The organism is Streptomyces sp. enrichment culture, from assembly GCF_964273145.1.
In the GTDB taxonomy this organism is placed as follows: Bacteria; Actinomycetota; Actinomycetes; order Streptomycetales; family Streptomycetaceae; genus Streptomyces.
The window spans coordinates 6231179-6245690 of sequence record NZ_OZ186873.1 but is presented as its reverse complement, the minus strand read 5'-3'; the positions used below and the strand labels follow the sequence as shown (position 1 = coordinate 6245690).

The window sequence follows — 14512 nt, the reverse complement described above, 5'->3', positions numbered from 1 at the left end:
CCGCACCGGGACCGACGCGGCGAATGAGGACCGAGGAGCTTCAGATCATGTCGACGACCCAGCCTGGCGCGTCCCGGCCGTCCGGGGCCCGCGCGTACGACGACCGCACCACCCCGGACGACCTGCTCCACACCCGCAACGGCACCGAGGTGTCACCGGAGGACCTGGTCCTCGCGGCCGGCAAGGACATCACCCCGCACAACCTGGAATGGGCCAGGCGCAAGCTGGCCGCGGAGGGCCCCGCCGCCGTCGACAGGCTGCTGCCCTGACACCGTCCGCGCACGGTCGCGGGCCCGGGTCCGGCCTCCGCCGGTCCCGGGCCCGCCGCGTGTCCGGGTCAGCCCGTCGAGCCGGGGCGCTCCTCGTCCCGGTCCTGCAGGTAGCCCGGGTAGCCGGAGGAGTCCGGCAGCGTCGTGTCGTCCTCGACGACGTGCACGGCGGCCTCCTCGGCACCGGCGGCACCGCCGTCGATGCCCACGTCGTCGGCGACCGTCTCCTTGGTGGTGTCGGTGCGCACGCCCTCGTCCGGGGCGACCAGGCGGCCGGAGCGGTCCGTGCCCGCCTCGGGGTCGACCGGTTCGCCCTCCCCGCCCGGCTGGTCGCCCACGCCGTCCCCGGACGGCGCGGTCACGTCGGGCACCTCCTGCGCCAGCCGCTCGTCCAGCGTCTCGCCGTCGTGCTGTTCGGCGGCCGTGGTGCCGTGCTTGGTGACACCGAGCGGCTTCTCCGGCGGCGAGTAACCCTCGTCGAGCACGTCGTCGTAGGTGCGCTCGTCGACGGCGTCCTGCATGTCCAGCGGCGCGGCGTCCTCCTGCTCCTCGTTGCTTCCGGTGGGCTGGTAGGCGTCGTCCGCCATCGGGTCCGTGCCCATCACTGCCTCCCTTTCGAACTGCGTCGCCTCGGTCCGTCCCGATCGTCCCGGCCGTCCTGACCGTCCCGGCCGTCCCGATCGTCCCGGTGGCAGCATTCGCGTTTCCCGTTACGCGATCTCTAACCCCGGACGCGGGCGCGCGGGTCCCGCGGGCGGACCGCGGCGCCCCCGTCCGGCCCGCGGTCGTCCGGGGAGGCCGCGCGACCTGCGGTCAGGGGCCGTCCGGGGTGCCGTCCGGGACCGGCCGTGCCTCCTGCCGGGGTGCGATGCGGACCTGCAGGTCGCTGATGCGGTACGGGGTCCAGGACCGGGTGTAGCCGGGCGGGGTGCCGTCCGGTCCGACGAGGGCGGCGACCGGCATCCGCCGGGCGGCGTCCACGATCCGCGCCGCGGTCGTGTTGGCGTTGTTGCCGTGGGTGTTGCCCGAGGAGCAGCCGGCGTAGTAGCCGAGCGGGATGGCTTCGTGGCCGATGAGCAGACAGGGCGGCCGGATCCCGAGCCGGTGCAGCGCCGCGGCGGTGCGGGCCCAGTCGCGGCGGCTGTCGGTGTTGCGGTCCACGGTGTGCACCAGGACGGCCAGCTGCACCGCCAGGTGCCCGGCCAGCGCGACGGCGACCAGGGCCGCGGGCCAGGGCCGCCACCGCCCGTCCCCGGCCCGGGCGAGGTGCCACAGCGCGTCGGCGACCGGGAGGGCCAGCAGGGCGTAGGCGGGCTGCAGGAAGCGGGGCGCCGCGTACTCGATGGTGAACAGGTACGGCAGGGCGGCCGTCGCGGCGCAGGCGAGCGGGACCAGGGTGCGGGCGGTGCGCCCGGCGCGGACCGCGACGGCGAGGCCGACGGCGGCGAGCACCGGGAGCGCGAACCACCACAGGACGATCACGGGATGCGGCATCGGCCCGGTGCACGGGCGGCACAGGGCGCGGCCGCCCAGGCTGCGCAGCTGGTCGTCGACGGCGATGTGCCGGCCCAGGCCGCCCTGGATGCGGGAGGCGTCGGCGAGCCGCTGCGCGAGGCCGCCGTAGCCGGTGTACGCCTCGATCACCCACGGCACTCCCCCGGCCGCCAGTCCGCCCACGAGGGCGAGCAGGAGCCACCCCCGGCGGCGGACGAGCGCGACGGCGAGCAGCGGCACGGTCACCCAGACGGCGTCGGTGGGCCGCATCCACGCCATGAGCGCGGCACCGGCCGCCACCCCCCACAGCGCCGCCGGGCCGGCGCCCCGCCCGCGGGCCCGCAGGAAGCAGCCGGCGCAGATCAGGGCGCCGATGGCGACCCAGTAGTTGGGCATGGCCTGTGGGCCGTAGAAGAGCGTCACCCACAGGGTGGCGAAGAACGCGCCGGCCGTGACCAGGACACGGGTCGGGAACAGGCCCCGCCAGGCGCGCAGGGCCAGGTGGAGGGCGAGGCCGGACAGCACGGCGAGGTAGACGCGCAGCAGCGCGGTGGACGACGACCAGGACGCGACCGGTGCCACGAGCAGGGAGACGCCGCGGGAGCGCGGCGCGCTGAAGAAGGCGGCCGGCGCGTGGGAGGTGACCTGGCTGACGTAGACCGTCTCGTCCCAGCCGAGGCCCATGCCCGGGCGCACGAGGACGAGTTGGGCGAGGGTGAAGGCGGCGGCCACGGCGGCGAGCGGACGGTCGCCGCGCGCACGCGGGGACGCGCCGGAACCGGCCGCCGGGCCGCGTCGCCGCGCGCCCGCCACGGTGGCGTTCGCACCGTCGGCCATGGTCACCCCTCACCCTGTGCGAAATCCGCGTGAGCCCTGTGTGAACACCGACAAGCTAACCCGGGCGCGGTGGGCGTGCGGGGCGGAGTGCGGCCGGACGGCTGACACCGCCGCCCCGCACGAACGCCCGGCACCCGCAGTCCGCACGGGCGCCCGGGCGCCCGGTTCAGTGGGTGTTCGGCTTGCGGTGCAGGGGCTGCTCCGGCGTCGGGCGCGGCTTCGGCGCGGGGATGACGCGGGTGACGGGGCCGTCGCCGTTCACGGTCAGCGCCGTGCCGTGGTGGCGGATCCTCAGGGGCGGACCGGACAGCAGGGTGTACGTGGCCTTGTCGGCGGCGATCTCCACGCGCAGGCGCCGGCCGCGGAACTGGAGCCGGAAGGCCAGTCGGCTGAACTTCTCCGGCAGGCGCGGCGCGAAGGAGAGGTGCTCCTCCTCGCGGCGGGTGCCGCCGAAGCCGGCGACCAGTGCCATCCAGGTGCCCGCCAGCGAGGCGATGTGCAGCCCGTCGCGGGTGTTGTGCTCCAGGTCGGCCAGGTCCATCAGGGCGGCCTCGGCGGTGTAGTCGTACGCCAGGCGCAGATGGCCGGTCTGGGCGGCGACGACGGCCTGGCAGCAGGCCGACAGGGAGGAGTCCCGGACGGTCAGCGGCTCGTAGTAGGCGAAGTTGCGGGCGATCTGCTCCTCGTCGCAGTACTCGTCGAAGAACCGGCCGCAGGTGTACATGGCCAGGACCAGGTCGGCCTGTTTGATCACCTGTTTGCGGTAGAGGTCGAAGTAGGGGAAGTGCAGCAGCAGCGGGTACTGGTCGGCCCGGGTGCGGGCGAAGTCCCAGCGCTGGTGACGGGTGAAGCCCTCGTGCTGCTCGTGGACGCCCAGTTCGTGGTTGTAGGGGATGTGCACGGCCTCGGCGGCGTCCCGCCAGGCGGCGGACTCCTCCTCGTCGACGCCGAACCGGCCCGCCACGTCGGGGTGGCGTTCGCACGCCTCGGCGGCGGCGAGCAGATTCGCCCGCACCATGAGGTTGGTGTACACGTTGTCGTCGACGATGGCGCTGTACTCGTCGGGACCGGTGACGCCGTCGATGTGGAAGGTGCCGTGGTGGTCGTGGTGGCCGAGCGAGCGCCACAGGCGGGCCGTCTCCACCAGCAGTTCCAGGCCGGTGTCGCGTTCGAAGTCGACGTCGCCGGTGGCCGCCGTGTAGCGGACCACGGCGTGCGCGATGTCGGCGCCCACGTGGAAGGCGGCGGTGCCGGCCGGCCAGTACGCCGACCCCTCCGAGCCGTCGATGGTGCGCCAGGGGAAGGCGGCGCCGCGCAGGCCGAGCTGGGCGGCGCGGTCCCGGGCGGCGGGCAGGGTGTCCTGGCGCCAGCGCAGCGCCTCGGCGACGGCCTTGGGGGCGGTGTAGGTGAGGACGGGCAGCACGAACATCTCGGTGTCCCAGAAGGCGTGCCCGTCGTAGCCGGAGCCGGTCAGTCCCTTGGCGGGGATGGCCCGCTGCTCGGCGCGGGCGCCGGCCTGGAGCACGTGGAAGAGGCCGAAGCGGACGGCCTGCTGGATCTCCTCGTCGCCGTCGACCTCGACGTCCGCGCGGCCCCAGAAGTCGTCGAGGTAGGCCCGCTGCTCCTCCACCAGGCCGTCCCAGCCGCTGTGGGCCGCCGCCGCGAGGGCCGCCTCCACCTGGTCGCTCATCGCGGGCCGGGACCGGGTCCCCGACCAGCCGTGGGCGACGGTCTTCTGCACCCGGAGCCGCTGTCCGGGTTCCAGGACCGAGGTGACGGTCAGCCGGGCCACGTCCGCGTTGCTCTCCGTGCTGGTGCTGGTCGGCTCGGGCCCGTCGACGACGTGGTCGGCGGCGACGGCGACCCTGAGGCCGCTGGTGCGGGTGCGGTGCACCAGGCGCAGCCGGTGGCCGGCGGCCATGTCCTCCTCCGGTACCAGCGGGGACTTCAGCGCCTTGGCGGTGCGCGGGTCCCCGTTGGGGTCGGGCAGGCTCTCGTTGGCGACCAGTGCGGACTGGATCACCACCCGGGTGCGGCTGTCGAGCGGTTCCACCTCGTACGACACGGCGGCGATCGCCCGCTGGGTGAGCGAGACCAGCCGGGTGGAGCGCACCCGGACCGCGGACCCGGCCGGGGAGGCCCATTCGCAGATCCGTTCCAGTACGCCGCGGCGCAGGTCCAGGGTGCGCTCGTGCTTGAGGAGCCGTCCGTAGCGCAGGTCGAAGGGCTCGTCGTCGACGAGGAGGCGCAGCACCTTGCCGTTGGTGACGTTGATGACCGTCTGGCCGGATTCCGGGTAGCCGTAGCCGGCCTCGGCGTAGGGCAGCGGGTGCAGTTCGTAGACGCCGTTGAGGTAGCTGCCGGGCAGGCCGTGCGGCTCGCCCTCGTCGAGGTTGCCGCGCCAGCCGACGTGCCCGTTGGACAGGGCGAAGACGGACTCGCTCTGGGCGAGCAGGTCGAGGTTGAGAGCGGTCTCGCGCACGGACCACGGTTCGACGGTGTACGTCCGGTTGGTGATCACGCCTGGCCCCCCAGCTCGGCGAGGTCCTTCACCACGCGGTCGGCGCCGTGCGCGTAGAGGGCGTCGGTCTGGCCGGCGCGGTCGACGCCGACGACGTACCCGAAGCGGCCCGCGCGGCCGGCGTCCATGCCGGCCAGGGCGTCCTCGAAGACGGCGGCGCGGGACGGCTCGACGCCGAGGTCGCGGGCGGCGGCGAGGAAGGTGTCGGGGCGCGGTTTGCCCGGCAGCTTCCGCTCGGCGGCCACCACGCCGTCGACCCGTACGTCGAACAGGGGCTCGGCGTCGATGGAGCGCAGCACGTCCCGGGTGTTGGCGCTGGAGGAGACGATCGCGGTGCGCAGGCCCCGGGCGCGCACGGCCTCGATGTAGCGCAGGGTGCCGTCGTACGCCTCGACGCCCTGGGTGCGGATCTTCCCCAGGAGCAGTTCGTTCTTGCGGTTGCCGACGCCGTTGACCGTCTGCGCGTCCGGCGGGTCGCCCGGGCTTCCCTCGGGTAGTTCGATGCCCCGGGAGGCGAGGAAGGCGCGTACGCCGTCGGCACGTGGGCGGCCGTCGACGTACTCGTCGTAGTCGGCGTCGGTGAAGGGGCGGAAGTCCTCGCCGTCCCGCTCGCGCAGGAACGCGTCGAACGTCTCCTTCCAGGCGGCGGCGTGCACCACCGCCGTCTTGGTGACGACCCCGTCGAGGTCGAAGAGGCAGGCCTGGATGGTTTCGGGGAGACCGAGCTGCGTCGTCATACAGGTCACGGTTCCCCGCCCCGGCCCGATCCCACCGGGCGGCTCGTGCCACAGCCGCCGTACGGGGGGCGCGGGCCCGGCGCGCCGGAGGGACGGGCGGCCGGGGACCGGCCGGTGTGGTGCGGCTCATCGGGTGACACACTCTGTGGTGTGCCGCTGACTTTCGACGACCTCCTCATCCGGGCCCGCGGCCTCGCCGGGGGCGGACGACGCGCGATCCTCGGCATCGCGGGCAGCCCCGGTTCGGGCAAGACGACGCTGGCCGAGCACTTGGTGCGGGAGCTGAACGGGGAGGGGGCCGAGCCGTGGGCGGCGCACGTGCCCATGGACGGCTTCCACTTGGCCGACGCCGAGTTGGAGCGGCTCGGCCGCCGGGACCGCAAGGGGGCGCCGGACACGTTCGACGCGGCCGGGTACGCGGCACTGCTGCGGCGGCTGCGCGAGGAAGACGGGGAAGGCGGGGAGGCGGAGGGCGGGGTCGTGTACGCGCCCGGGTTCGAACGCGTGCTGGAGCAACCGATCGCGGGGGCCGTCCCGGTGCCGCCGCGGGCGCGGCTGGTGGTGACGGAGGGCAACTACCTGCTGCTGGGGACCGGTGCCTGGGCGCGGGTGCGCTCGCAGCTGGACGAGGTGTGGTTCTGCGAGGCGCCCGAGGAGGAGCGGGTCCGGCGGCTCGTCGCCCGGCACGAGGAGTTCGGCAAGTCGCACGCGGACGCCGTGGCGTGGGTGCGCGGGACGGATCAGCGCAACGCCGATCTGGTGGCCGCGACCCGGGACCGGGCCGACCTCGTGGTGCCGGTGACGGCGATGCCGTCCGTTCGCCCGGGCGGGTGAACGGACGGCATCGCCGTCACCACCGTCCACCGCGGCCGGCCGCCGTCAGGCGCGCCGGAAGCCCTCGGCACTCACGTGGGGCATCACGCGGCTCGTGACGCGGTAGCGGCCGTTGGGCACGTCCGCGGACCGGGTGAGGTGGACGGCGAGGGGGCCGGCCCACTGGTAGCCCTGCCGCTCGGCGTGCCGTACCAGGCTGTCGGTGAGCGCCTGGCCCACGCGGCAGCGGTGGGGCGCCAGTTCCTCGTGGACGGCGTCGGCGAGTTCGACGTCGTAGGCGTTGGGGACCATCACCCGGTCCGCGGCGCAGACCACGGCGTGGCGGTCGCACTCGGTGCGCAGGGCGTCGAGCAGTTCGACGGGTTCCTTGGCGAGGACCCGTGCGCGCAGCGCCTCCCACCGGTTCTCCAGGGACTCCTCCAGAGCGCTGAGTGCGCCCATGCGATCTCACCTGCTCCGTCGTGTCGGGGTCGGGCACCGCCTGCCGGGGGTGTCACTCCTCGTCGTAGTCGTCGGGCCGTACCTGCGCCTCCTCCAGGGCCTCGCGCATCGTGCGGCCGGTGGCGCCCTGCGGGTGGGACTCGTGCTCCTCGCTCTGGTGGAGCACGTCGTCGGTGGTCTCGGTCTTCGGCCGGTTCTCTTCCGGAACGGTCATGGCGGTGGCTCCTCATCGGTTGTGCAGGGGTCTTCCGGCTCCGTCGTGCCGGATCTTCCTGGGCGGCGGGTTCCCGGACAGGGCGCGGATATCCATCCGCACCGGCCCCGGACGGACATCCGGCTCCCCTCCTCCCCGTCGCGGGCCCGGTTCCGGGCGGTGAGGCGGCCCGGCGCCGGGGGGCGCGGCGCCGGCGGGCGGGCACGGCACACCGGTGGCGCGCCGTTTCGCGGAACCGGCCTCGGACCGTCCTTCCGGCCGACCGGCGCTCGTCCGTGCGAGCCCGCCCGCGCCGATCCTGCGCACGCCGGGAGCGGGTGGCGACAAGGCGGACATCGGACCCGTCCCTGTGTGCGATGCTCGTTGCGTGACGAGCGAGCACGCCACGCCGACGGATCCCGGCATCGCGCCCGACCTGGCCACGCTGGCCAAGGTCGTCGCCCGGCAGCGCGCCGAGATGGACCGGCTGCGCGACCTGGCGGCGGTGTCGGCCGTCGTGGAGCGCGCCAAGGGTGCCGTGATGGCGCTGACCGGCTGCTCCGCGCAGGCCGCGAGCGAGGCGCTGCTGGAGCGCGCCGAGGCGGCGGGCCGCACCCTGCTGGAGGAGTGCTGGGTCACCCTCGGGGATCTCGGCGGCGATCCGCCGCGCCCGGGTACGCCGCCCCGTGATCCGCGGCCCGTCGTCGCGGTCCCCGGCACCGCCTCCCGCCCCGCTGGCCACGACGTCCCCCCGCCGCCCCCGGCCGGCGACGGCGCCCCCGCCGCCCTCGCCCGCCTCGCCCGGGCCCTCGTCCGCGTCGGCACACCGCAGGACCTGGCCCGCTGCCTGCTGGAACACCTCGCGCCGGACGCCGGGGCCGACGCCGTCATGCTCTACGCCCGCCTGCCTTCCGGCGGGCTCGAACTGATCGGGCACGCCGGCATCGACGAGACACTGGCCGCCCAGTGGCACCGGGTCCCCCCGCTCAACGGGGTGGCGGCGCTGGACGCCCTGCGGGACCGCCGGCCGCGCTGGCTGGAGGACGTCGAACAGGACCGGGAGCACTACCTGCTGATCGGGGACCCGCCCGAGCGCTGGCGGTCGCGGGCCTGGCTGCCCGTGGCGGCCGGGGCCGCGGAGGAGGCCTGCCTCGGCGTGCTGCGCCGCGGCGGCGGCCCGTTCCCGCCGGCCACCCGCGAGCACCTCAAGGCCGTCGCCCTGCTGTGCGCCGGACGGCTGCGCACGTTCGGGAGCCGCCGGACCGAGCGCGCCGTGAGCGGTCCCGCCGACGCCGTGCACCGCGTGTTCGACGCGCTGCCGGTCGCGGTGATGCTGCTCACCCCCCTGCGGGCGCCGTCCGGAGAGGTCCAGGACTACCGCATCGACGCGGCGACCGAGCAGGCGGCGGACGTCGTCGGCCGCGGCGGGGAGCTGGCCGGCCGGCGGCTCACGGAGTGCCTGCCGGCCGCCGGGGGCGAACCGCTGCTGCGGGGCTGTCTGCACACGCTGCTCACCGGTGAGCCCTACGAGGGCGCCCCGTTCGCGCACCAGAAGATCGTGTCCGGCGTCGCGGAACTGTCCACCTACTCGGTGCGGGTGGCGGCGCTGGACGGCCGCCTGGTCCTGACCTGGCTCCGGCACGACTCCTCCGACCGGCAGGAGCAGCGGCTGGCGGACCTCCAGCGGTTGGGCAACCTCGGCTGGGCCACCTGGAACCTGGCCACCCACGAGGCCATCTGGTCCTCCCAGGTGTTCGCCATCTTCGGCCGGGACCCGGCACGCGGCCCGGTCCGCCTCACCGAGCTGCCCGCGCTGGCGCTGCCCGACGAGGCGCCCGCGCTGGACCGCGCCGTGCGGGCCCTGACCCACGAGGGACGGCCCTTGGACATCCCGTTCCGGACCAGGACGCCGGCCGAGGTACGGCACCTGCGGTTGGTCGCCGAGGCCGTGACGGACATCGACGGCACGCCCGTGGAGGTGCTCGGCTTCGTGCAGGACCTGACCGCGCTGCGGCGGGCGGAGCTGGCCCTCGTCGAGAGCGAACGGGCGATGATCACCCAGCACGACGTCCTGCGGGCGGAGCGCACCCTGGCCGCCCGGCTCCAGCACGCGCTGCTGCCGCTGCCCCGGCAGCCGCTGCGCCCGGCCGGGCTGCGCGTCGAGGTGGCGTACCTGCCCGCGCAGTCGGGGGTGTACGTCGGCGGCGACTGGTTCAGCGCCATCGAACTGCCCGACGGCGACGCCCTGTTCGTCATCGGTGACGTGGCCGGTCACGGCGTGGACGCCGTCGCGACGATGGCCCAGCTCCGCTTCACCGCCAAGGGCATGGTCATCACCGGTTCCTCGCTCACCGGAGCGCTGGCCCGCCTGAACACGCTGCTGCTGCACTCCCGCGGCTCCCACGGCACGGCCAGCATGGTCCTGGCCCGCTACCAGCCCGGCGGGCGCCGTCTGCTCTGGGCCCAGGCGGGCCACCCCCCGCCGCTGCTGCTGCGCGCCGGCCGGGCCCGTTACCTCAACCGTCCGAGCGGCATCCTGCTCGGCGCGACCGCCACTCCCGTCTTCAAGGAGGCGGAGTGCCGGCTGCGGCCGGGCGACCGGATCGTCCTCTACACGGACGGCCTGGTCGAACGGCCGCCCGAGAGCATCGACCGGGGCCTGGAGCGCCTCGCGCAGGCCGTCGAGGCCCACCCTCCCGACAAGCCCGGCTGCCTCGACGCGCTGCTCGCCGCGATGCTGGAGGAGGAACGGCGGGACGACGTGTGCGTCCTCGACATCCGGGTGCCCGGCCGGACGGACGACGGGGCCTGACCGCGGAAGGCGGGGTCAGTCCGCCGGGTGGCCGGGCCGGACGGCGTGGGCGTCGGTGAGCCGCAGCAGTGGCCCCGCGGCCCCGGGGGCATCTCCGGCGGACGCCGCAGGCCGCCCGCCCCATTCGACCGGGTCCAGGACGAACCCGACGTGGTCGCCGCCCTCCACCCGCCGCAGGACCCGGCCGACGAACCAGGCCTGCGCGTCCTCCAGCACGGTGGCCCCGCCGTGCCCCTCACGCCACCGCACGTGCGCGAACTTGTCGACGCGGTCGCCGGTCTGCCCGCCGAAGAGCTCGGCGAAGGCGCGTTGCTCCCGTGTGAACAGGTGCACGGCCAGGACGTCCGCGGTCCGCGCCACCCGGAAGGTCCGGTTGGCCTCGGACAGCCAGACGGTGAACCGCACCGGGTGGAGGGAGCACTGCGAGAAGAACCCGACCAGACAGCCGGCCCGTTCCCCGCCTGCCGCGGCCGTCACCACACACATGTCGGGATCGAGCCGCCCGACGAAGACGTCCGCGTCCGCCGCGCTCCCGGCGTCCGCCGCATCCACCGCGCTCTCCATGGCGAGGCACCTCCTGTCCACCGTGGCGGCACCCGGTCGTCACTCGTCTGCCGCGACACCACGCGCCGGCCGCTCCTGCCGTCCCGGACACGTCTGCCCGGCCCTCGGCCGTTCAGCCGCCCCTCAGCGGTGCGGAGCGCTTCCGGCCCGCGGTGAGCGGCGCGGGGACGTCGTCGCCGTGGCGGTGAGGGCGTCCGGCGGCACGGCGCCGGCCCGCAGATGGCACGGTGTCAGGTCCGAGTCGGCGCGGGGCCGGGGACCGGGTGCGGTTGTCCACGGCCAAGGACCCGGTGCGGGGTGAGCCGGTCTTCCGGCTGGTCGACGAGCCGTACCAGGCCTGGACCTGACGGGCGGTCAGCCGGCGGGCAGGACGCGGGCACCCGCGGCGCCGCTCGCCCCTGCCGGACACGCTGCCCGGCAGGGACGAGCGGCAGCCCGCCGAGCCGGCCGGGAAAGGGGACGGCGGGAGCCGGTGCGAGAAGGGCACCCGTCCGGCGCCGGTCGCCCCGCGGCGGGTTTCCGGTGCGCCACAGGCCCTACGGGGTCAGGCGGCCCGCTCCGAGCCGGGGGCCGCGGCGGCCCACTCCAGCACGAGGCGCTGGTACTCCTCGCGCTGCTCGACGCTCAGTGTCCCGCCCGACCGGAGCCACAGGGCCCGGATCTCCTCGTTGACCTCGGCAGCCGATCGCTCGGAGGAGGGTTCAACAGTGGTGGACATAATGTGAAGCATACGGCGGTATGCGTGAAGACGATGTGAGCAACCGTAAGCCAAACAGACATACCGGACAGTGTCGCTGATCACGTCCGCCGACCGTCCGGCAGGGGAACCCACGGGTGCCCCGTCGCCGCACTGCGGAGCACTCCGCAGAGCCTCAGGGCGACGGTGACGCCGGCGAGAACCGCTGCGGCCCCCGTGGTCCGGAGGAGTCACGCGAGGCGGGGAAGGCCACGGCCGCCGCGTGCGGGGCGGGGGCGGGCCGTCAGCGGTAGCCGGTCACGTCGGCCGGCTTTCCGGCGTCCTGGACCTCCACGATGTAGCGCCAGGCGTCCGGGCGGCTGCCGTCGACGTCGGTGAAGCCGTACACCTGGGCGAGGCCGCCGCTGGAGAGGGACTGCCCGTTGAAGCGGGCCACGCCGGGGTCGGCGGCGAGGGCGGCGACGGCACGGCCCACGTAGCGGGGTGTCTCGGAGATGGCGAAGTGGGGGACGCGGTCGAGGGCGTCGCGCCAGTTGTCCTCCCGGACGCCGTAGACGTCGAGCATGATCTCCGAGCGGAGCCAGCCCGGGGTGAGGGCGACGGCGGTGGCGCCGTGCGGGGCGAGTTCGTGGCCGAGGGCGAAGGCCATGCGCAGGACGGACGCCTTGGCGAGGTCGTAGAAGAGGGGGTTGCGGTAGTGGTCGCGGTTGTAGTCCGCGGTGCCGTCGGTGACTTCCACGACCAGACCGCCGGGACGGCGCAGCAGCAGCGGCAGGGCGTGATGGCTGGTGATGATGTGGGTGTCGACCGCGAGGCGGAGCAGTCTCAGCCCCTTGTCGAGGTCGTGCTCCCATACCGGGGTGTCCCACTCGAACAGCGTCTCGCCGCCCCAGATGTCGTTGACGAGGACGTCCAGGCGGCCCTGTTCGCGGGCGATGCGGTCGACCAGCGCGCGCACCCGGGCCGGGTCGAGGTGGTCGGTGGGGACGGCGACGCCGTGGCCGCCGGCCTCGGTGACGAGGTCGGCGGTGTCCTCGATGGTCTCGGGGCGGTCGTACTCCGAGCGCCGGGCGCGGGTGCTGCGTCCGGTGACGTAGACGGTGGCGCCGGCCGCCCCGAGCTCCACGGCGATGCCGCGTCCGGCTCCCCGGGTCGCCCCCGCGACCAGTGCGACCTTGCCCTCCAGCGGACGTGACATGTCCGGCCTCCCGTCGTCCCGTAAGTGATCCCACCGACGAGGGTGCCGGGGAAACCGGACGTCTTGTGTCACCTTTCCCTCCCGTTCGCCCCGCCTGCGGGCGTGGCGAACGGGAGGGGAGGCGTCAGTGGCCGCGTTTGATCCATTCGTCCAGGTGGGGAGCTTCGGCACCGATGGTGGTCGCCTCGCCGTGACCGGTGAGGACCTTCGTCTCGGGCGGGAGGGTCAGCAGCCGGTCGCGGATCGAATCGATGATCGTCGGGAAGTGGGAGTAGGAGCGGCCGGTGGCGCCGGGACCGCCGGCGAAGAGGGTGTCGCCGGTGAAGACGGTGCCGAGGCCGGGGTCGTACAGGCAGACCGCGCCGGGTGCGTGGCCCGGGGTGTGCAGGACGGTCAGGTCGGCGCCTCCGGCCTCGATCACCTGGCCGTCGGACAGCCAGGCGTCGGGCCGGCGGTCGGGGTGGGTGAGCCGCCACAGCGGCAGGTCGTCGCGGTGCAGCCAGATGACCGCGCCGGTGCGGTCGGCGAGGGCGGGGGCGGCGTCGATGTGGTCGTTGTGGGCGTGGGTGCACACGATGGCGGTCAGGCGGCGCTCCCCGACGGCCGCGGCGATGGCGTCGGCGTCGTGGGCGGCGTCGATGACGACGGCCTCGTGGTCGTCGCCAACGACCCACACGTTGTTGTCGACGTCCCAGGTGCCGCCGTCGAGGGTGAACCGCCCGGAGGTGACGACGCGTTCGACACGGACACCGGTCATCGCAGGACCACCACCGAACGCAGGACGTCACCGGCGTGCATCCGCTCGAAGGCCTTCTCCACCTCGTCCAGCGCGATCGTCTCGGTGACGAACGCGTCCAGGTCCAGCCGGCCCTGCAGGTACAGATCGACGAGCATGGGGAAGTCCCGGGAGGGCAGGCAGTCGCCGTACCAGGACGACTTCAGCGCGCCACCGCGCCCGAACACGTCCAGCAGGGGCAGTTCCAGCTTCATCTCCGGAGTGGGCACACCGACCAGGACGAGGGTGCCGGCCAGGTCACGGGCGTAGAACGCCTGCCGGTAGGTCTCCGGGCGGCCGACCGCCTCGATGACGACGTCGGCGCCGAAGCCACCGGTCAGCTCGCGGACCGCCGCCACCGGATCGGTCTGGCGGGAGTTGACGGTGTGGGTGGCGCCCATCGCACGGGCGGTGTCCAGTTTCCGGTCGTCGATGTCCACCGCGATGATCTTCGCCGCCCCGGCCAGCCGCGACCCGGCGATCGCCGCGTCGCCCACGCCACCGCAGCCGATGACCGCCACCGTGTCGCCCCGGCCCACGTTGCCGGTGTTGATCGCCGCGCCGATACCGGCCATCACCCCGCAGCCCAGCAGCCCGGCGGCGGCCGGCGAGGCCGCCGGATCGACCTTGGTGCACTGTCCCGCGGCCACCAGCGTCTTCTCCGCGAACGCCCCGATCCCCAGCGCCGGCGAGAGCTCGGTGCCGTCGGTCAGGGTCATCCTCTGCCGCGCGTTGTGCGTGTCGAAGCAGTACTGCGGACGCCCCCGCAGACAGGCACGGCACGCCCCGCACACCGCCCGCCAGTTGAGGACCACGAAGTCCCCGGGAGCCACATCCGTGACCCCCTCCCCCACCGACTCCACCACACCCGCCGCCTCGTGGCCGAGCAGGAAGGGGAAGTCGTCGCTGATGCCGCCCTGCTTGTAGTGCAGGTCGGTGTGGCACACCCCGCACGCCTGGACCGCGACCACCGCCTCCCCCGGACCGGGATCGGGCACCACGATCGTCTCGATCCGCACCGGCTCGTCCTTGCCCGGCGCGATCACCCCCCGCACTTCCTGCGCCATCGCGCCACCCCTTCCGTATCGCTGCTGTCCGTCCCCTCCGACCCTATGCGTGATTGATCGACAACGGGACTGG

At 74.5% G+C, this 14512-nt stretch carries 14 protein-coding genes; 3 read left to right on the top strand and 11 right to left on the bottom strand.

The window, feature by feature from the left end:
• Nucleotides 1–47 precede the first annotated feature (47 nt).
• Nucleotides 48–269: a hypothetical protein gene (locus ACSU6Z_RS27685; RefSeq protein WP_437049721.1), complete on the top strand. Its 222-nt coding sequence runs from the start codon at nt 48–50 to the stop codon at nt 267–269.
• A gap of 68 nt (nt 270–337) precedes the next feature.
• Here the strand turns inward: ACSU6Z_RS27685 and ACSU6Z_RS27680 are convergent, their stop codons facing one another.
• The 4 genes from ACSU6Z_RS27680 to ACSU6Z_RS27665 all read right to left on the bottom strand — a co-directional run bounded on the left by ACSU6Z_RS27680 (nt 338) and on the right by ACSU6Z_RS27665 (nt 5858).
• Nucleotides 338–871 (bottom strand): DUF5709 domain-containing protein, encoded by a 534-nt coding sequence (locus ACSU6Z_RS27680; RefSeq protein ID WP_437049719.1) that lies wholly within the window; start codon nt 869–871, stop codon nt 338–340.
• A 211-nt stretch (nt 872–1082) separates the two neighbouring features.
• The gene (locus tag ACSU6Z_RS27675; RefSeq protein WP_437049717.1) at nt 1083–2600 is read right to left on the bottom strand and encodes a hypothetical protein; all 1518 of its coding nucleotides are present in this window, start codon (nt 2598–2600) and stop codon (nt 1083–1085) included.
• Nucleotides 2601–2766: 166 nt separating this feature from the next.
• Nucleotides 2767–5121 carry a glycoside hydrolase family 65 protein gene (locus tag ACSU6Z_RS27670; RefSeq protein WP_437049715.1) on the bottom strand — a complete coding sequence of 785 codons (2355 nt, stop codon included), beginning with the start codon at nt 5119–5121 and terminating at the stop codon, nt 2767–2769.
• Entirely contained in the window at nt 5118–5858 is a 741-nt protein-coding gene (locus ACSU6Z_RS27665; protein WP_437049714.1) for a beta-phosphoglucomutase family hydrolase, read from the bottom strand. Before ACSU6Z_RS27665 ends, ACSU6Z_RS27670 begins: the two co-directional genes overlap by 4 nt.
• Before the next feature lie 150 nt (nt 5859–6008).
• On the opposite strand from ACSU6Z_RS27665, the gene ACSU6Z_RS27660 reads away from it, so the two are divergent.
• Complete coding sequence (locus tag ACSU6Z_RS27660) at nt 6009–6692, top strand: nucleoside/nucleotide kinase family protein (protein WP_437049712.1); 684 nt, start codon at nt 6009–6011, stop codon at nt 6690–6692.
• A gap of 45 nt (nt 6693–6737) precedes the next feature.
• Here the strand turns inward: ACSU6Z_RS27660 and ACSU6Z_RS27655 are convergent, their stop codons facing one another.
• Both ACSU6Z_RS27655 and ACSU6Z_RS27650 read right to left on the bottom strand, forming a co-directional pair.
• Nucleotides 6738–7133 carry a DUF3662 domain-containing protein gene (locus ACSU6Z_RS27655; RefSeq protein ID WP_437049711.1) on the bottom strand — a complete coding sequence of 132 codons (396 nt, stop codon included), beginning with the start codon at nt 7131–7133 and terminating at the stop codon, nt 6738–6740.
• A gap of 52 nt (nt 7134–7185) precedes the next feature.
• Complete coding sequence (locus ACSU6Z_RS27650; RefSeq protein ID WP_437049709.1) at nt 7186–7347, bottom strand: hypothetical protein; 162 nt, start codon at nt 7345–7347, stop codon at nt 7186–7188.
• 367 nt (nt 7348–7714) lie between these two features.
• Between ACSU6Z_RS27650 and ACSU6Z_RS27645 the strand changes: the two genes are divergently transcribed.
• On the top strand, nt 7715–10138 hold the full coding sequence (locus ACSU6Z_RS27645) for a SpoIIE family protein phosphatase (protein ID WP_437049707.1): 2424 nt from the start codon (nt 7715–7717) through the stop codon (nt 10136–10138).
• 15 nt (nt 10139–10153) lie between these two features.
• On the opposite strand, the gene ACSU6Z_RS27640 is transcribed toward ACSU6Z_RS27645, so the two are convergent.
• The 5 genes from ACSU6Z_RS27640 to ACSU6Z_RS27620 all read right to left on the bottom strand — a co-directional run bounded on the left by ACSU6Z_RS27640 (nt 10154) and on the right by ACSU6Z_RS27620 (nt 14439).
• Entirely contained in the window at nt 10154–10702 is a 549-nt protein-coding gene (locus tag ACSU6Z_RS27640) for a flavin reductase family protein (protein WP_437049705.1), read from the bottom strand.
• Between the two features lie 544 nt (nt 10703–11246).
• Nucleotides 11247–11432: a hypothetical protein gene (locus ACSU6Z_RS27635; protein WP_437049704.1), complete on the bottom strand. Its 186-nt coding sequence runs from the start codon at nt 11430–11432 to the stop codon at nt 11247–11249.
• 250 nt (nt 11433–11682) lie between these two features.
• Nucleotides 11683–12597: an SDR family oxidoreductase gene (locus ACSU6Z_RS27630; RefSeq protein WP_437049702.1), complete on the bottom strand. Its 915-nt coding sequence runs from the start codon at nt 12595–12597 to the stop codon at nt 11683–11685.
• Between the two features lie 124 nt (nt 12598–12721).
• Nucleotides 12722–13354, bottom strand: a complete 633-nt coding sequence (locus ACSU6Z_RS27625) for an MBL fold metallo-hydrolase (RefSeq protein WP_437049700.1) — start codon at nt 13352–13354, stop codon at nt 12722–12724.
• A complete protein-coding gene (locus ACSU6Z_RS27620; RefSeq protein ID WP_437049698.1) occupies nt 13351–14439 on the bottom strand; it encodes an S-(hydroxymethyl)mycothiol dehydrogenase in 1089 nt (362 codons plus the stop codon). The genes ACSU6Z_RS27625 and ACSU6Z_RS27620 overlap by 4 nt, the downstream gene beginning before the upstream one ends.
• Nucleotides 14440–14512 lie beyond the last annotated feature (73 nt).